The following is a 15,401-nucleotide window of genomic DNA, read 5'->3' on the forward strand; positions in this document are numbered from 1 at the left end:
GCTCCCCCGATGGTGATCTCCCAGGCCCGCGTCGAAGCCCGGCTGCGCGATCACCTGGCCGAGCTGGGCGGCGAGCCGGAGTGGAGCTCCGCCCTGGTGGCCGCCGACCAGGATCCCGATGGCGTCACCGCCGTGCTGGGCGACGGCCGTACCATGCGGGCGCGCTGGCTGGTCGGCTGCGACGGGACCGGCAGCACGGTACGCGATGCCCATGCCTGGCGGCCAGTGGCGGCTGCTCGCCTACGACCCGGACTTCCGCGACGACGAGCCGAACGAGGAACAGATCGCCGAACGCATGCGGCACATCCTGCCCGAACGCACCGACGGCATCGGCGGGTCCTCGGCCCGGATGAGGCGTCCCAGGCGTCCGGCGTTCTCCTCCAGGTCCAGGGCCTGGTGGATGGCGGCGGCGAGCCCTTCGGCGGTGAGGCCGGCGCTGGGGCTGCGGCGGCGGGGCGACGCCGGCCGCGTGCACGCGGGCGGCCCAGAACGGCTGGTCGGCCACGAACGGGCAGACCACCTGAGGCCGGCCGGCGGCCAGCGCGGCACCCGTGGTACCGCTGCCGCCATGATGGACGATCGCGGCCATGCGCGGGAACAGCCAGCCGTGCGGCGCCTGCTCCAGCAGGAACACATTGTCGGGCAGGTCATCCACCCGCAGGCCGCCCCACCCGGACGCCAGCATCGCCCGCACCCCCGCCAGCCGCACGGCCTCGGCCACCACCCGCCCCACCCGCTCGGGGTCGTTGCCCGCCATGCTGCCGAACCCGATGTACACCGGCCTGTCCCCCGCCGCCAGGAACGCGGCCAGCTCCGGCGAGGGTGCCCAGCCGGCCGGGGCGAGCACGAACCAGAAGCCGGTGGTGTGCGCCCACGGCGGGTAGTCGAGCCCGTCCGGCAGCACGTGCGTGCTGAACCCCTGCAGCACGGTGGCCGGGCCGCCGTCCGGGCGGCGCAGGAAGTCGTGCCGCCCGCGCCGCCGGGGCAGCCCCAGTCGCTCGGCGCGCAGCCGGTCGGCGATGCCGCCGAAGGAGCTTGATCACCTGGTACGCGGCCCGGTTGAGCGCCTTCGGCAGCGGCACCGGCAGCACCGGGTTGCGGAACGCCCGCGTGGGCACCCATACCGGTTGCAGCGCGGCGGGCACCGCGGGCACGCCGGCCATGTCGTCGACGCCGAGCTGAGCGTGCTCGGCCTCATCGCCGCCGGCTACGCCATCCAGGCCACGCTGCGGCCGCCGGACTCACCCACGGTCTTCGGATCGGCGAACCCGCCGAGCAGACGCTGCGCCTGCTCGGCGCGGCACTGGCCCAGGCGCCCGCCACCTGGACCCTGGCCGGGCTCGCGATGCTGCTGTTCGGACTGCTCCCCCGGCTGACCGCACTCGCCTGGACGGCGCTGCTCGCCTCCGCCCCGCTTCGCCCGGGAAGGCGGTCGTGGGAGCGGGCGGCTCGCATCTCGGCCCTGAAGGAAGTCTGTGACGCGCGCCCTTGCATGCGCGCGTCCGTCACTCCAGGACACGATGCTGGCAGTTGCTGGCGTACGCGGCGGCCCGCCCAGTTCCTTGAGCAGCGGAACAGCAAATTGCTCGCGCAAGCCACGTGCGGGTAGGCAAGGCCTCCCGGAAGCCGCGATTGTCGCCGCCGGGTCCGGGCTGCCGCCGGCAAAGCCCGGCCGAGTCTCGATCCAGCAGGCAGAGGCGGCGCACGCCCGTACTCTCATCAGCGGCTCGCGGGTCGAGGGTGACCTCGCCACAAGGCCGGGTTGGCGCTGGCCAGCACTGCGCTGAGGGTAGCCCGGCACTGACCGGTGCCGCCCTGTTGAGACGGCGCCCAGGACGTGGTCCTGGCCAGAGCCGTCGGAGTCGGGCATCCCCTGGGCCCGGCCTTGCCTGCCGGCCCAGTCCGGCGGCGCACGCGGGCCCGGCCTCCGCTGAACCCAGCTTCCGCTACGCCGGTTCGCCAGGCAGGGCGCCCACGACCCGGCTCTTCGCGGACGCCTGCTGACCGTGCGCGATTCCCATCCGCCGTGTTGATGCTGTCACCAGAGCTCACGGCGAACCTGACCGGGCTCGCCTGGGCGTGCTCAGCCGTGCCGTGAGGGGTGGCCCGCACCGTCCCCGCAGGGCCGCAGGCGCAGCACCGCATCAGGGCCGCTCGGCGAGTGGAGGGGTGATCAGGTTGCGTCGATGGTCTTGGCGAGCGCGGGTACCAGCAGCAGGCCGTTGGCCAGAGGGATGAGCAGGCCGTCGCGATGCAGAGTGGTCAACGCCTGGCACAGGTCATCGGCCTGGGCGAAGCTCAAAATGAGCTGCTCGTCGTCGACGACGTCGAAGTTGCCGGTCACGATGTGCGGGCTGACGACGCCTGACAGCTCCACGATCGCCTGGTCGGCGGGAATCTCGTCGCCGTGGCGGGCCACGAGCTGCTCGTATGCGCGCATCGTCGGCAAGTCGCGACCATGTGCCGCTGCCTGCACCCAGGGATGGCGGCCAAGCTGTTCAGGGGTCCAGGTCTCGCCGGTGACCGGGTAGAGGCCTTGGGCCGTCCATGGGAACCGGCAGGCGTCCAGCAACGCTGCCAGGTCGGGAATCTCGTCGGCGGGCAGCGGAGCGAGCCGGAACCGCGTGTGGAGGTGACTGGCGGTGGGCCAGCGACGGACGTGCGGCGGCGCGGGCGGCACCGGCCGCAGGACCAGGCCGGGAGCGTCGAGGAACCCGTCCGCCATGGGAGTGATCCAGCCGTCGCGGTGCAGGACGCCGAGCGCTTCACGCAGGTCGGACGTCTGAGCCAGAGCCGTGACATGCTCAGCTCTGCATTCGATGCCGACCTCGTTCCAGGTGGTGAAACCGAGGAAGTGCGCGCCGCTGATGTCCAGCAGCGCGAGATCGGCCGGGATCTTCCCGCCGTAGCGGGCCGGGATCTCCTCGCGGACCCGATCCACCTCGTCCTCGCACAACTCGGGGATCCACTTCAACGCCAGGAACTGCTCAGGAGTCCACCACTGGCCGTTGACGGAGACGTGGTCCTCGCCGGTGAGCCCGTGCCGGAGCGCCAGCTGCTCCAGCGTCGCTGCCGGCACGAGCGGCACCAGCCGCAGCACCGGTGGCTGCCAGCCGAGATCGAGCACCGTGGCTTCAGGCGCGGACGGACGATGGCCCTGCAGCCCGCTGCGGGAGTCCTTCCCGCTCGTCGGGCGGCCGGTGAGCCGCTGCCGGCGGCGTGCCACCTTCTTCACGCGATGCTGCTGTCTGTTGGGCTTTCCCATCAGTTGTGTCCCCTCCGCGGATGACCATCGGAATTCTCAGACGGCATCCGCACCGGAGACCCGCCCTGCGCCTGCATCTCAACGTCCAGCTTGCGGTGCTCGGCGCCGTCACGTGCGCCGCCATGTTGCCCTCTTGGAGAAGGCGATGTCCCCGGTTTCCCGGAACCCCCTTGCACGGCTCGGCCCGCAGACGCGCCCAGCGCCCCACGATGACCGGGCCTCTGCTCCGGCGTTCCGTCCCGCCGACTGTACAAGGATCGCTGACTCAAGGTGAAGGAGATGGTAAAGATGCGTCGTGGCCAATTCCGTGACGCACGCGCCCTGACCCGCGGTTTCGAGGGGGCGGCGAAGCAGTCCGGCGGCGGTCCTTCCTGGTGTCGTGATGCGAGCCGGGCCGCGTCAATGCGATGCCCCCGGCTGTGACGTGCTGCCCGGGGGTGAGTGAGGCTATGGAAGCCCAGGAGGCGCCTGCCTGGCTGAAGCAAGGGGTGCGTGCCATGACTTCAAGGATGCCGAACGGTCGGCCCGTTGACGCAGTCAACTTCTGGTTCGCCCGCGAACGGTGCAGAACGATCACATGTCCAGCTGGTCGCCTACCATGACCGCTGGGAGCTGGCCTTCAGTGGGGTGGCGGCTGGCGGGCGAGAGAGAAGAGATAAAAGAATGAGGGTTAAGCGGAGACGAAAGGTGACGGCAATTGCTCTTACGATCTCTCTTCTTGTTGGAGGATGTGCGCAGCAGCCAGAAGAGGTCGACCCCGGCGTACTGGAAGAAGTTCACAAGATCGGCACAATTGTCTGGAAAGAACGCCAAGAAGTCTCAACGGGGTCCGAAACTCTAGTAACCCATGCTTTCTTGATCAATGTCGGTGGCGATACAGAGGAGGAATCGCTCGGGAAGGCGGTAGCCTCTCTCCACAGCCGAAACTGGACCACCGAAACAGACAGTCGGCCGCTGAATGTGTGGCTGAAATCGCCCCGGTGGAAAGGCGCCACCGTTGCTGCTTATGCATGGAGTGTCTCCGAGGAACACGATCGGCCAGAAGCGATGAAGGCCATCGAAAAGCGGGGCATCAAGCCCACGGCGCTCGTGAGCGTCTACGCGTACGTAGGCTGGTGAGTGCGGCAGTTGCATCACCTTCGGCGGCAGTTCAGCCATCGAAGCACAGGCTCACGATGGGGAACTCGATTCCTTTTGCACGTAACGATTGCTGGGAACCCGAGAGAATCGCCTAGCCTGGACCCTGTCGACCCGGGCGTCGGCTTGCGCGCGGCGAGGTGGCGGGCGGCAGGGGTGGGCGCGGGGCCTGGTCGACGGGCCGTCGCCGCGGTGGTGCCGTTGGCGGGAGTGGGCGGGTCGTCGTCTTCGAGGCAGTCGGCCACCGAGTCCCTGGCAGCGTTCGAAGTCGTCGGCAAGCAGGACCGCGGTGGGGTCGCCCAGTGCGGCGGCGGCCGCGGAGGAGAAGGTTTCCGGGGGGCCATGGATGAACAAGACCGCGCCCGGGCCGCCCGTTAGGGCGTCGCGGAAGGCGTTCGGATGCGTGGCGCTGCCGGTCAAGGCGGCGTCACGGGCCGCGTCCGGATGATCGCCGAGGCGGGCGGCCCGAGAGGAGACGTCCGAGGTCCCATCAGGTGGCCAGCGTGCCCAGCAGGGCCAGGGCTTGGGCCGAGGGTGAGTCCGGCTCGGCCGGGTGGGCGATGAGCCGCAGGCCGGGCGTGCCGGCGATGGGGAAGGCCTCGGTGCGCAGGTGCAGGTCGCCGACGTCGGGGTGGTGGAAGCGGCTGCCGGGGGTGAGCGCGCCGCGTGGCTCGGGGGCCGCCCACAACCGGCGGAAGTCGTGGCTGGTGATCGCCAGCTCGCCGACGAGTTCGCGCAGGTGGTGCTCGTCCGGGCTCTGACGGGCCGCTCGGCGCAGGTCCTGGACGGCCGCGCGGGCGGTGGTGGTCCAGTCGCGGAAGAACTGCCGTCCCCCCGGGTCGAGGAAGATCATGCGCAGCAGGTTGTCGCCGAGGACGAAGCGGTTGTGCAGCACGTTCGCCAGCGGGTTGCGGGCCAGGACGTCGCCGGACCAGCCCAGGACGAAGGCCGGGGCCACCGTCCAGTCGTTGAGCAGGGCCAGCACCTCGGGCGCGACCCGCTCGACGCGGCCGGGCCGGCGGCGTCCGGCGGTGGGCCGGGCCAGCCGGTACAGCTCCACCAGGGCCTGCTCGTCCAGGCGCAGCGCCCGGACCAGGCCTTCCACGGTCTGGCGGGTGGGACGCTCGCGGCCCTGTTCGAGCCGGGCGTAGTAGCCGGCACTGAGGCCGGCCAGGCGGGCGACCTCGTCGCGGCGCAGCCCGGGAACCAGCCGGCGGCCCTGAGCCGGCATCCCGGCCTGCTCGGGCCGCACGAGCGCGCGGCGCTCCCGCAGGAACCGCCCCAGCTGGTTGTTACGCTCACTGTCCATAACATCCGAGGTTAGGTAGAAGCCGGACGCTCTGCCTGGGTGCATCACTCCCAGGCTGAACAGCCGCAACCGCGCAAGTCAGGTGCCGAGATCGAGCTCACGCAGCCCGCGGACGGCTCGCCCCTGCGGTCGAACATACGGTGGGGCTCGCGCGTGCCTGCGCCCGCGCGCCGGACCGGGCGAGCCACTCGCCGTGCAGCAGGTGCGCACCGGTCAGCTGGACGGCGACCCGGGTGCCGGCGAGGCGGTCGATCGCCTCCTCATAAAGCTTGTCCGGGGCGTCGCTGAGCAGAGCGCGGCAGCGGGCCGGCACGCCGAGCCCCCAGCCGGTTCCGGCGCTTCGCCCGCGGGGTGGAGGCGGTCCATACCGGCACGGTGCCCGCGCCGGGGGCGTTTGGACACGCTCACCGAGCAGGCGGCACGCGGCCCTGCGGGTGGTGATCGGCGCCACCCATGAGTTCGCCGACGCCCGCCAGGCGCTCATCGACTTGGATACGCGGCACAGCGAGGGGAAGGTGACCATCACCCTCTGATGGCTCCGCACGTTGAAAGGACGGACATGACAGCCCGCACGAGCACGCTCGGTACGGTCACGCAGGCCGTGCCGATCAAGAGCCGGGCGAAGTGCCCGGCGAAGGACGCGACATGACCGGGACCCCGCTGGGCGACTTCCTGCGTGCCCGCCGTGAAGCGCTCAAGCCCCATGACGTCGGCCTGCCCGAGTACGGCCGCCGCCGGGTCAAGGGCCTGCGCCGCGAGGAGGTGGCGATACTGGCCGGCATGAGCAGCGACTACTACGTACGACTGGAGCAGGGCCGCGAGTCCAGCCCGTCCCCGCAGGTCGTCGACGCGGTCGCACGGGCCCTACAACTGGACGTCTCCGCCACCGAGCACCTGTGGCGGCTGGTGCAGCCGCCGGAAGCACGCACCTGGCGGCAGGCGCAGGACACCACCGTCAGCCCGCAACTGCTGCAGCTCATGGACGGCTGGTCCACCTCGCCCGCCTTCGCGCTCGGTCCCGCGCTGGACATCCTGGCCTGCAACTCCATGGCGGCCGCGCTGCACGAGGGCTTCCACCCGCTCGACAACCTGGCCCGCATGGTGTTCGCCGACCCGGCCGGACGGGAGTTCTACCAGGAGTGGGAACGGGCGGCGCACTCGTGCGTGGCGGAGATCCGCGCCGCCTACGGCCACGACCCCGACAATCCGCGCATCGCCGAGGTCGTGGCGGACCTGTCGGCCGCCAGTGACGAGTTCGCCGAGCTGTGGGGCCGCCACGACGTCAAACCCAAGACCCAGGAGGGCAAGCACCTGCGCCATCCGGTCGTGGGCGACCTGCACATCCTGTTCTCGGCCTTCACCGTCAACGGCGCGCCCCACCAGCAGCTCGTGGTCTACCAGGCCGAGCCCGCCTCCCCCACCGCCCAGGCGTTCGAACGGCTGCGTGCCCGCGCCGACAACTCCTTGTCCAGGGAGCTGTGGGACGAGGATCAGGCGCTGACCGCACTAGCCGACTGGGCCACCAGGTAACCACCACGCCGAGAGGCCGGGGCCACGCCCCGGCCTCTTTTCGTGCGCGGGCGGTTCCGTTCCTAGGTATGGCGCTCCCAGGAATTTCTCTACCTTCTTCTACCTCGCTGACCTCGGCAGACTCATTGAAGTCAGCCAAACGGAACGAATGCGAAAGGGCACCGTCATGGCCACCTGGTTCATCACCGGAGCGTCCCGCGGGCTCGGCGCGGAGATCGCCCGCACCGCCCTCGCCCAGGGCGACGACGTCGTCATCGCGGTCCGCAACCCGGCCCGCGTGCCGGACGACCTCGCCAAGGCCGGCAACGTGCTCACCGTCGCCCTGGACGTCACCGACAGCGCGGCCGTCCCGGCCGCCGTCCAGGCCGCCGTCGACCGGTTCGGCCGGATCGACGTACTGGTCAACAACGCCGGCCGCGGCCTGCTCGGCGCGCTGGAGGAGATCAGCGACGCCGAGGCCCGCTCGTTGTTCGACCTGAACGTGTTCGCCCTCATCGACATGACCCGCGCCGTGCTGCCCGTCATGCGCCGCCAGGGCTCCGGCAAGCTGGTGCACATCGGCTCGCGATCGGGTTTCGAGGGCGAGCCCGGAGTGAGCCTGTACAGCGCCTCGAAGTTCGCCGTGGCGGGCATCAGCGAGGCACTGTCGAAGGAGCTGGAGCCGTTCGGCATCCAGTCGATGGTGGTCGAGCCGGGCGTGCTGCGCACCGACTTCCTGGACGCCAGCTCCCTGTCCGTGGCCGCCGGCCGGATCGACGCCTACGACGGCACCCCGGCCCACGTCACCCTCGACTGGGCCGGCACCGCCAACCACACCCAGCTCGGCGACCCGGTCAAGGGCGCGGCACTGATCTACGAGGTCACCGGCCAGGACAGCCTGCCCACCCACCTGTACCTGGGCCCCGACACCCTGGAGCGGCTGCAGGTCAAGCTGGACCAGATCGAGCAGGACGTGGCCCCCTGGCGGGCCAGGTCGGCGGCCACCGCCCACGACGACGCCGCAGCCTGACCAACAGCCCGCCGCACCAGGCGACCGCGGCTCCACCTTCGCGAAGGGACCCTGCCAACGGCGCCGCCCTCCGCCGTCGCCCGCGCGCCCCACCCGCATGTCATCTGGCCCGCCACCGACCGCGGGCACCACACCCGCGCATGAAAGAAGCCTTTGCCATGTCCACCACTGCTGCTCTGCTCACCGGAACCCCGCTGGCCGGCCGCGTGGCCGTCGTCTCGGGCGCCTCCAGCGGCATCGGCGCCGCCACCGCCCTGCGCCTGGCCGAACTCGGCGCCAGCGTGGCCGTACTGGCCCGGCGCAAGGACAGGCTGGAGGAGCTGACCGCCGCCATCACCGCCGCCGGCGGCACCGCGATCACCATCGCCGTCGACGTCACCGGCCGCGACGCCGTCCAGGACGCCGCCGCGCAGGTCGCCGACCGGCTCGGCACCGCCGACCTGGTGGTCAACAACGCCGGCGTCCAGCTCATCTCACCGATCACCGACCTGCGCCAGGACGACTGGCAGCGCCAGATCGACCTGAACATCACCGGCGTCATGAACGTCATCGGCGCCTTCCTGCCACACCTGACCACCGCCGCCGAGGCCGGCCGGCCCGCGGACCTGATCACCACCTCCTCGATCGCGGCGACCCGGATCCTGGAGAAGTTCTCCGTCTACTCCGGCACCAAGGCCTACATCAGCCACCTCACCCGGCTGCTGCGCGTCGAGCTCGGCCCCAAGAACATCCGGGTGGCCACCATCGAGCCCGGCATGGTCGACACCGAGCTGCCCAGCCACGTCACCGACCCCGACGCCGGCGCCCTCATGGAGGGGCTGCTCACCGAGATCGACCCGCTGCAGCCGGCGGACGTGGCCGAGACGGTGGCGTTCATCGCGGCCTCGCCCCGCCACGTGAACCTCACCGAGATCACCATCCTGCCCACCGCGCAGGCCGTCTGACCTGGCCTCCTGCCCGGCTCCCCACCAGGAGCCGCGCAGTGCGTGCCGGCGATCCCCTCCATCGACCTGGCCGCGCAGGTGGCCGACGCCGGCAACACCTCCGGCCGCGACACCGGCAAGCGGACCCGCTTCGGCTTCATACCCGTCCCCGCCACCACCGTGGACGCGCCGCTGGTGGCCGAGTGCTTCGCCATCCTCGAATGCACGGTCGCCGACAACCGCCACCTGTGGATCCTCAAGGGCGAGTGGGCCTGGATCGATCCGGGCCGGCGCAGCGCGGGCCAGTCTCACCTTTGTGGTGACGGCACCTTCTCCGCCAACGCCGCCACCGTGTACCTGCGCCACCCATGACCAACCTCACCAAGGAAGCACCGTGAACGCCATCCTGGACCGGCTGCGCCGCCCCGTGCCCGGCCGCCGCATCCTGCTCACCGGAGCCGCCGTCGTCACCATGGACCCGGAGCTGGGCGTCCTGCCCCGCGCCGACCTGCTCATCGAAGGCGACCGGATCGCCGCCGTCGGCGTGGACCTGCAGGCCGGCGACGCGCTGGTCATCGACGTCACCGGCGCCGTCCTGTCCCCCGGCTTCGTCGACACCCACCGCCACGCCTGGGAGGCGCAGCTGCGCCGGATCATGCCGGACGTCAACGACCTCGGCGAGTACGTCACCTCCACCCTGGCCGGCATCGCCCCCGCCTACCAGCCGCAGGACATGTACGTCGGCACCCGCCTGGCCGCGCTGACCGCCATCGACAGCGGCATCACCACCATGCTCGACTTCTCCCACAACTCCCGCACCGCCGCCCACTCCGACGCCGCCATCCGCGCGCTGGCCCACACCGGCATCCGCGGGGTGCACGCCTCGATGCGCCCGCACTTCGGCGACTGGGACGGCCAGTGGCCCGCCGACCTGACCCGCCTGCACGACACCCACTTCACCGGCAACCCCCTGCTCACCCTGCGCCTGGCCGCCCTGGCCACCGACGAGGTCGCCGGCCCCGACCTCGCCTACGGCCACCACCTCGCCCGCACCGCCCGCGACCTCGGCATCGGCGTCAGCATCGACGCCGTCTTCGGCCTGCCCTCCTCCGAGGCCGTCCTCGGCTGGGCCAAGCAGGGCCTGCTCGGCCCGGACGTCTCCCTCATCCACTGCACCGGCCTGACCCCACAGGCCTGGCAGGCCATCGCCGACACGGGCGCCAACGTCGCCCTCGCGCCCACCTCCGACGCCCAGATCGGCCTGGAGAGCGCAATCCCGGCCATCGACGAGGCCCTCGCCGCCGGCGTCCGCCCCGGCCTGAGCATCGACGTCGAAGTCGCGCTCGCCAGCGACATGTTCACCCAGATGCGCGCCCTGCACGCCGTCCAGCGCATGCGCGCCGTCCACGCCGCCTACGGCACCGGCGACCAGCCCACCCGCATCGGCGTGGCCGATGTGCTCGACTTCGCCACCCTGCAGGGCGCCACCAGCATCGGCCTGGGCGACGTCACCGGCTCCCTCACCCCCGGCAAGCAGGCCGACGTGCTCGTCCTACGCGCCGACGACCTCAACAACATGCCGCTCAACGACCCCATCGGCACCCTCGTCCTCGGCTCCGACGCCCGCAACATCGACACCGTCTTCATCGCCGGTCAGGTCCGCAAGTGGGCCGGCACCGTCCTCGACGTCGACCTGCCCGCGCTGCGCGAGGACGTGCGCGCCTCCCGCGACCGCGTCCTGCACGCCTCCGGACACGGCGACAGCCGGGTCTGACCGGCCGCACCGTCGCCGGTGCCGGCGATCAGCAGGGTCGGCCCGGTCCTTCGTCACGGCCGTGCCGTCCCGCTCACCACCGCCACCCCCACGGAGCCCGCCCATGTTCATGAACACCCTGCACCTGCTCGGACTGTTCACCACGCTGCTCGCCTGCGCCGTTCCGGGCGCCGGCCGAAGGAACGCGACGGCCGCAAGCACGCCTGCACCGGCCGCTACACCGTCACCGGCACGCACCTCGGCTACTACGACGACCTGGGCTTCACCGCCACCGGCGACGTGCGAGACGGCGTGCTCTACCGCGAGACCTGACCACATCCGAATCGTACATCCGCAACGAGTTCCGGGACGCTCGCCGGGGATCGCGTGATCGTCCGAGCTGGGATTCTGCGACCTCGGTTCCGGCGCCTCCGAGCCGTCCCGTAACGGTCGTTTCGCGGCCGGCTTCGCGGGTCACCTGGGCTTGCTCGTGAATAAGAGGTGATCCGCGGAGCAGTCATCGGCGGATGCAATCTGATCTTGCAGCCTTTCCAGCGTTCGTGCGGTCCACCGGGGATCGGCGTGACGGAGATCTTATGCACACCTACAAGCAACACAACCTGGTCGAGACCTGCGTCAGAGCGCCAGCCTTCCGTGCCCGTCATGTGCCCGATCCGTGGGGATCTTGCTCGTCCGGCCCGGAAAGGCGCTTGCCGGTTTCAGCGGTCGTCGTCGGCGAAGCCTGTGCGGTAGGCGAAGACCACGGCTTGGACGCGGTCGCGTAGGTCCAGTTTCGTCAGGATCCGGGAGACGTAGGTTCGGACGGTCTCGAAGCTGATGACCAGTTCCGCGGCTATCTCGACATTGGAGAGGCCACGGGCGATCAGCCGCAGTACCTCGCGTTCGCGGGGAGCCAGGACGGCCAGCGGGTCCTCGTCGGGGGCGGGGACGGCCGGGCGGAGGCGGTCGGCGAAGCGACCTATCAAGGCACGCGTCACGGTGGGCGACAGCAGGGCCTCTCCGCGGGCGACGGTGCGGACGCCGTTCATCAGATCCAGGAGAGGGGCGTCCTTCAGCAGGAAACCGCTGGCTCCGGCACGCAGGGCTTCGTAGACGTACTTGTCCACGTTGAACGTGGTCACCACCAGTACCTTCGGCGGCGCCACGACACCGGGGCCGGCGATGCGCCTCGTCACCTCGATGCCGTCCATCAGCGGCATGTGGATGTCCATGACCACCACGTCGGGCTTCAGGCTGGTGACCGCCTCGACCGCGGCCGGGCCGTCGGCGGCCACGCCGACCACCGCCATGTCCGGCTGCGCGTCGAACGCCGTCACGTAGCCGGTACGGACGATCTCCTGGTCCTCGCAGATCACGACACGGATGGTCATTCGGTACCCCCTGCGGGGATCGACGCGGAGACTCGGAAACCGCCGTCCGGTTGCTCGCCCGCGGCCAGCGCGCCGCCCAGCGCACCTATCCGGTCGCGCAGTCCGGCCAGGCCGCGGCCGCCGGAAAGGCCGCTTCTCGCGCCGACGGGGACCGCGGCGGCGGCGTTCGTCACCTCGACCTCCACGCGGTCGTCCCGGTAACCGATGCGAACGGTGGTGGGGCGGCCTTCGGCGTACTTGACGGCGTTCGTCAGGCCCTCCTGCACCACCCGGTACACGGCCAGCCCCACGCCCACCGGGAGCGAGGGCTGGTCGCCGTCCTCCACCAGTTCGATCGGCTGACCACCGCTTCGGGTCTGTTCGACCAGGTCTCGCACGCTGCCCGCGACGGGCGTGGCCGACTCTCCGGTCGCCTCCAGCACGTCCAGCAGATACCGCAGTTCGGCCAGGGCTCGGCGGCCGGCGCCGCCGATCGTGGACAGTGCCGTGACCACGCGTTCTGGCGACGTGGCCACGAACTGCGTGGCGTCGGCCTGCACGACGATGGCGGTGACGTGGTGGGTCACCACGTCGTGCAGCTCCCGCGCGATGCGCGCCCGCTCTGCGGCGGCCGCGGCCTCGGTGGCGAGGCGCCGTCGCTCGGCCTCCTGGAGCCGCTGCCCGCGTACGAAGGCGCCGCACAGCCAGCACGCGGCGAAAAGCAGGTAGAAGATCAGGAAGTCGCTCTGCAGAACCGGTGAGCCGAGCAGGACCATGGCCACGCACAGCACGACGTACGCGGCCGATGCCACGACGGCGATGACGCGCCGGAATCGCTCCTGGTGCGCGCCCACCGAGTACAGCGCGATGTACACCGTCACAGTGCCGAACTGCATCGGGTAGCCGAGCGTCTCATGGAGCACGAAAGCCGTGCCACTGATCGCCAGACACGCGGCAGGCCATCGCGTGCGCACGGCCAGAGGCACCGTCTGGGCCAGAATCAGGACGATCTGGAACGCGTCGGCCGGGCGTCCTGACCGGTTTCCGAACTCGACGCTCATGATCGACAGCGCCGGCACGAACGCCAGCCCGGTGCACACGACGGCCAGCCACCGGTCCCACACCGTGGCGTCGTAGACGCGCCACGCCTCCCGCCGCCTCCGGAAGCGGTCACTGGCCCAGGTCCCCGACATGGCTCCGAGCCTATCGATCTCCGATTCCCGATGTTGCCGCGATTGTCCCTCATGTGAGCTACACGGAATGTCCGCAAAGCAGTGATTCGGGACAGGGCCCTCCACTCCTACCTTTCTCATCAGCGGCTGACAACCAAGGTCAACCACGAAGTCAGATCGCGGCACATCGGTCATTCGGAGGACAGCACCATGGGAAACACCATCCGCGTACGCGTCGCCGTCGCCGGCGCCCTGACCGCGGTCGCGGCAACGGGGGCAGTGATCGGCGGGCAGCCGGCAGACGCCAGGGCCGTGGCGACCGCCGGTCACGTCCAGACTTCGATCAAGTGGGGTGAGTGCCCGGAACTCGCACCGGGCACCGAACGGAACCCCAGGCAAACCTGCGGCACGGTCAAGGTGCCTCTGGACTACCGCCGCCCCGGCGGAGAGACCATCACCGTCGCGGTCTCCAGAATCGCCACCGCCAAGCCCGGCAAGAAGCGCGGCGACCTGCTGTTCAACCCGGGCGGTCCGGGACTGCAGGGCCTGGACATGCCCGGCCAGATGGCACTCACGCTCCCGAAGGGTGTCCTGGACTCCTACGACCTGATCGGCTTCGACGCGCGCGGCGTCGGCCACAGCACCCCGATGAGCTGCGGTCTGTCCGGCACCAGCCTTCTCACCATCTTCCCCTACCCCGGCGCCGGCGGCTCGATCGAGGGCAACGTCACCACCGCGCGCGCCGTCGCCCGGCAGTGCGCCACGATCGGTGACAAGCTCCGCTTCTTCAACAGCGCGAACACAGCGCGCGACATGGATCGCATCCGCCAGGCGCTCGGGGCGCGGAAGATCTCCTACTGGGGCCAGTCCTTCGGCACCTACCTCGGCGCGGTCTACGCCTCACTGTTCCCCCGCAACACCGACCGGATGGTGCTGGAGGGCAACGTCGACCCGGCCAAGGTGTGGGCGAAGATGCTGAACACCTGGAACCAGGGCATGAACGACCGGTTCCCGGACGCCGCCCGCGTGGCCGCGGCGGACGACGCCGACCTCGGGCTGGGCGGCACCGCCGGCGAGGTCACCGACACCTTCCTCGCGCTGGCCGACCGCCTCGACCGGAAGCCGGCCACGATGCCGGGCACGTCGGTGGCCATCAGCGGTGCGCTGCTACGCGGCGTCACGTACCAGATGTTGCAGCGCAACGAGCTGCTCGCCCCGCTCACCCGATTCTGGAAGGCGGCGGCCGACCTGTCGGCCGGCAAGGCCCCGGCGGACGCGGACGTCGCCGTGGTCCGGCAGATCCTCGCCGACGCCCCGGCCGTGAAGGGCGTGCCGGCGGACAACCAGGCCACCATGGTCCTGGCCATGCTCTGCGGAGACACCACCTGGTCGCGAAAGGTGGACTCCTACGCCGGCGCCACCGCGGCCGCCCGCGCCAAGTACCCGCTGAGCGCGGGCATGCCCAACAACATCCTGCCGTGCGCGTTCTGGTCGCAGAAGCCGATCGAGCCGGTGGTCGAGGTCACCTCGCGCGGTTCGCGTAGCATCCTGATCCTGCAGAACCGCCGCGACAACGCCACACCGTGGGCCGGGGGTCGGGGAATGCGCAGGGCCCTGGGTGACCGCGCCGGCTTCCTCGGTGTCGAGCACGGCGGCCACTTCGTCTACGGCACCGGCTCGACCTGCGCCGACAAGGCCACCGTCGCGTTCCTGATCAAGGGAACCCTGCCGGCCAAGGACGCCTCCTGCGACGGCCCCCGGCCCTGACCGTCCTGCCGTCAGCGTCGCCATCAACCGTCTAGGACCTGACTTCAGAGATGATCGGGATGTCATTCGAAGGCTCGCCGGGTACACGCTGTCCGCGCTGATCGGCGTGGGTGCCTTCGTCGCCGATGTCGCGGTGAGATGCCCGTCTGAGTGCTTCCTGGCCCAT

At 70.8% G+C, this 15,401-nt stretch carries 15 protein-coding genes and 1 pseudogene; 11 read left to right on the plus strand and 5 right to left on the minus strand.

What is annotated here, in order from left to right; all coding sequences use genetic code 11:
* Positions 1–9 precede the first annotated feature (9 nt).
* A pseudogene (locus tag HD597_RS26190) lies at positions 10–150 on the plus strand (hypothetical protein); the annotation flags it as partial.
* On the opposite strand, the gene HD597_RS26195 reads toward HD597_RS26190, so the two are convergent.
* On the minus strand, positions 125–928 hold the full coding sequence (locus HD597_RS26195; protein ID WP_308210699.1) for a glycosyltransferase: 804 nt from the start codon (positions 926–928) through the stop codon (positions 125–127). The pseudogene HD597_RS26190 and the gene HD597_RS26195 sit on opposite strands and share 26 nt — an antisense overlap.
* Before the next feature lie 107 nt (positions 929–1,035).
* Here HD597_RS26195 and HD597_RS26200 point away from each other — a divergent pair, with 107 nt between their 5' ends.
* Positions 1,036–1,182, plus strand: coding sequence for a hypothetical protein (locus HD597_RS26200; protein ID WP_253745370.1), 147 nt, complete (start codon positions 1,036–1,038; stop codon positions 1,180–1,182).
* Positions 1,121–1,609 (plus strand): efflux permease Rv1217c-related protein, encoded by a 489-nt coding sequence (locus HD597_RS67330; protein ID WP_504928499.1) that lies wholly within the window; start codon positions 1,121–1,123, stop codon positions 1,607–1,609. Before HD597_RS26200 ends, HD597_RS67330 begins: the two co-directional genes overlap by 62 nt.
* Positions 1,610–2,173: 564 nt before the next feature.
* On the opposite strand, the gene HD597_RS26205 is transcribed toward HD597_RS67330, so the two are convergent.
* Positions 2,174–3,235 carry a hypothetical protein gene (locus HD597_RS26205; protein WP_253745371.1) on the minus strand — a complete coding sequence of 354 codons (1,062 nt, stop codon included), beginning with the start codon at positions 3,233–3,235 and terminating at the stop codon, positions 2,174–2,176.
* Between the two features lie 717 nt (positions 3,236–3,952).
* Between HD597_RS26205 and HD597_RS26210 the strand changes: the two genes are divergently transcribed.
* Positions 3,953–4,384 carry a hypothetical protein gene (locus tag HD597_RS26210; protein WP_253745372.1) on the plus strand — a complete coding sequence of 144 codons (432 nt, stop codon included), beginning with the start codon at positions 3,953–3,955 and terminating at the stop codon, positions 4,382–4,384.
* 508 nt (positions 4,385–4,892) lie between these two features.
* On the opposite strand, the gene HD597_RS26215 is transcribed toward HD597_RS26210, so the two are convergent.
* Entirely contained in the window at positions 4,893–5,711 is an 819-nt protein-coding gene (locus HD597_RS26215) for a helix-turn-helix domain-containing protein (RefSeq protein ID WP_253745373.1), read from the minus strand.
* Positions 5,712–6,356: 645 nt separating this feature from the next.
* Between HD597_RS26215 and HD597_RS26220 the strand changes: the two genes are divergently transcribed.
* From HD597_RS26220 to HD597_RS65970, 6 genes are all read left to right on the plus strand, one after another.
* A complete protein-coding gene (locus HD597_RS26220; protein ID WP_253745374.1) occupies positions 6,357–7,241 on the plus strand; it encodes a helix-turn-helix transcriptional regulator in 885 nt (294 codons plus the stop codon).
* 166 nt (positions 7,242–7,407) lie between these two features.
* Positions 7,408–8,250, plus strand: coding sequence for an SDR family NAD(P)-dependent oxidoreductase (locus HD597_RS26225; RefSeq protein ID WP_253745375.1), 843 nt, complete (start codon positions 7,408–7,410; stop codon positions 8,248–8,250).
* Between the two features lie 158 nt (positions 8,251–8,408).
* On the plus strand, positions 8,409–9,194 hold the full coding sequence (locus HD597_RS26230; RefSeq protein ID WP_253745376.1) for an SDR family oxidoreductase: 786 nt from the start codon (positions 8,409–8,411) through the stop codon (positions 9,192–9,194).
* A 42-nt stretch (positions 9,195–9,236) separates the two neighbouring features.
* Positions 9,237–9,545, plus strand: a complete 309-nt coding sequence (locus HD597_RS26235) for a flavin reductase family protein (RefSeq protein ID WP_253745377.1) — start codon at positions 9,237–9,239, stop codon at positions 9,543–9,545.
* Between the two features lie 22 nt (positions 9,546–9,567).
* On the plus strand, positions 9,568–10,947 hold the full coding sequence (locus HD597_RS26240) for an amidohydrolase family protein (RefSeq protein WP_253745378.1): 1,380 nt from the start codon (positions 9,568–9,570) through the stop codon (positions 10,945–10,947).
* An 18-nt stretch (positions 10,948–10,965) separates the two neighbouring features.
* Positions 10,966–11,259, plus strand: a complete 294-nt coding sequence (locus HD597_RS65970) for an Atu4866 domain-containing protein (RefSeq protein WP_253745379.1) — start codon at positions 10,966–10,968, stop codon at positions 11,257–11,259.
* Between the two features lie 386 nt (positions 11,260–11,645).
* Here the strand turns inward: HD597_RS65970 and HD597_RS26250 are convergent, their stop codons facing one another.
* Entirely contained in the window at positions 11,646–12,317 is a 672-nt protein-coding gene (locus tag HD597_RS26250; RefSeq protein ID WP_253745380.1) for a response regulator, read from the minus strand.
* Entirely contained in the window at positions 12,314–13,489 is a 1,176-nt protein-coding gene (locus HD597_RS26255; RefSeq protein WP_253745381.1) for a sensor histidine kinase, read from the minus strand. Before HD597_RS26255 ends, HD597_RS26250 begins: the two co-directional genes overlap by 4 nt.
* A gap of 189 nt (positions 13,490–13,678) precedes the next feature.
* On the opposite strand from HD597_RS26255, the gene HD597_RS26260 reads away from it, so the two are divergent.
* Complete coding sequence (locus tag HD597_RS26260; RefSeq protein ID WP_253745382.1) at positions 13,679–15,235, plus strand: alpha/beta hydrolase; 1,557 nt, start codon at positions 13,679–13,681, stop codon at positions 15,233–15,235.
* The last annotated feature ends 166 nt before the right edge of the window (positions 15,236–15,401 follow it).

This window comes from Nonomuraea thailandensis, from assembly GCF_024172165.1.
In the GTDB taxonomy this organism is placed as follows: domain Bacteria; phylum Actinomycetota; class Actinomycetes; order Streptosporangiales; family Streptosporangiaceae; genus Nonomuraea; species Nonomuraea thailandensis.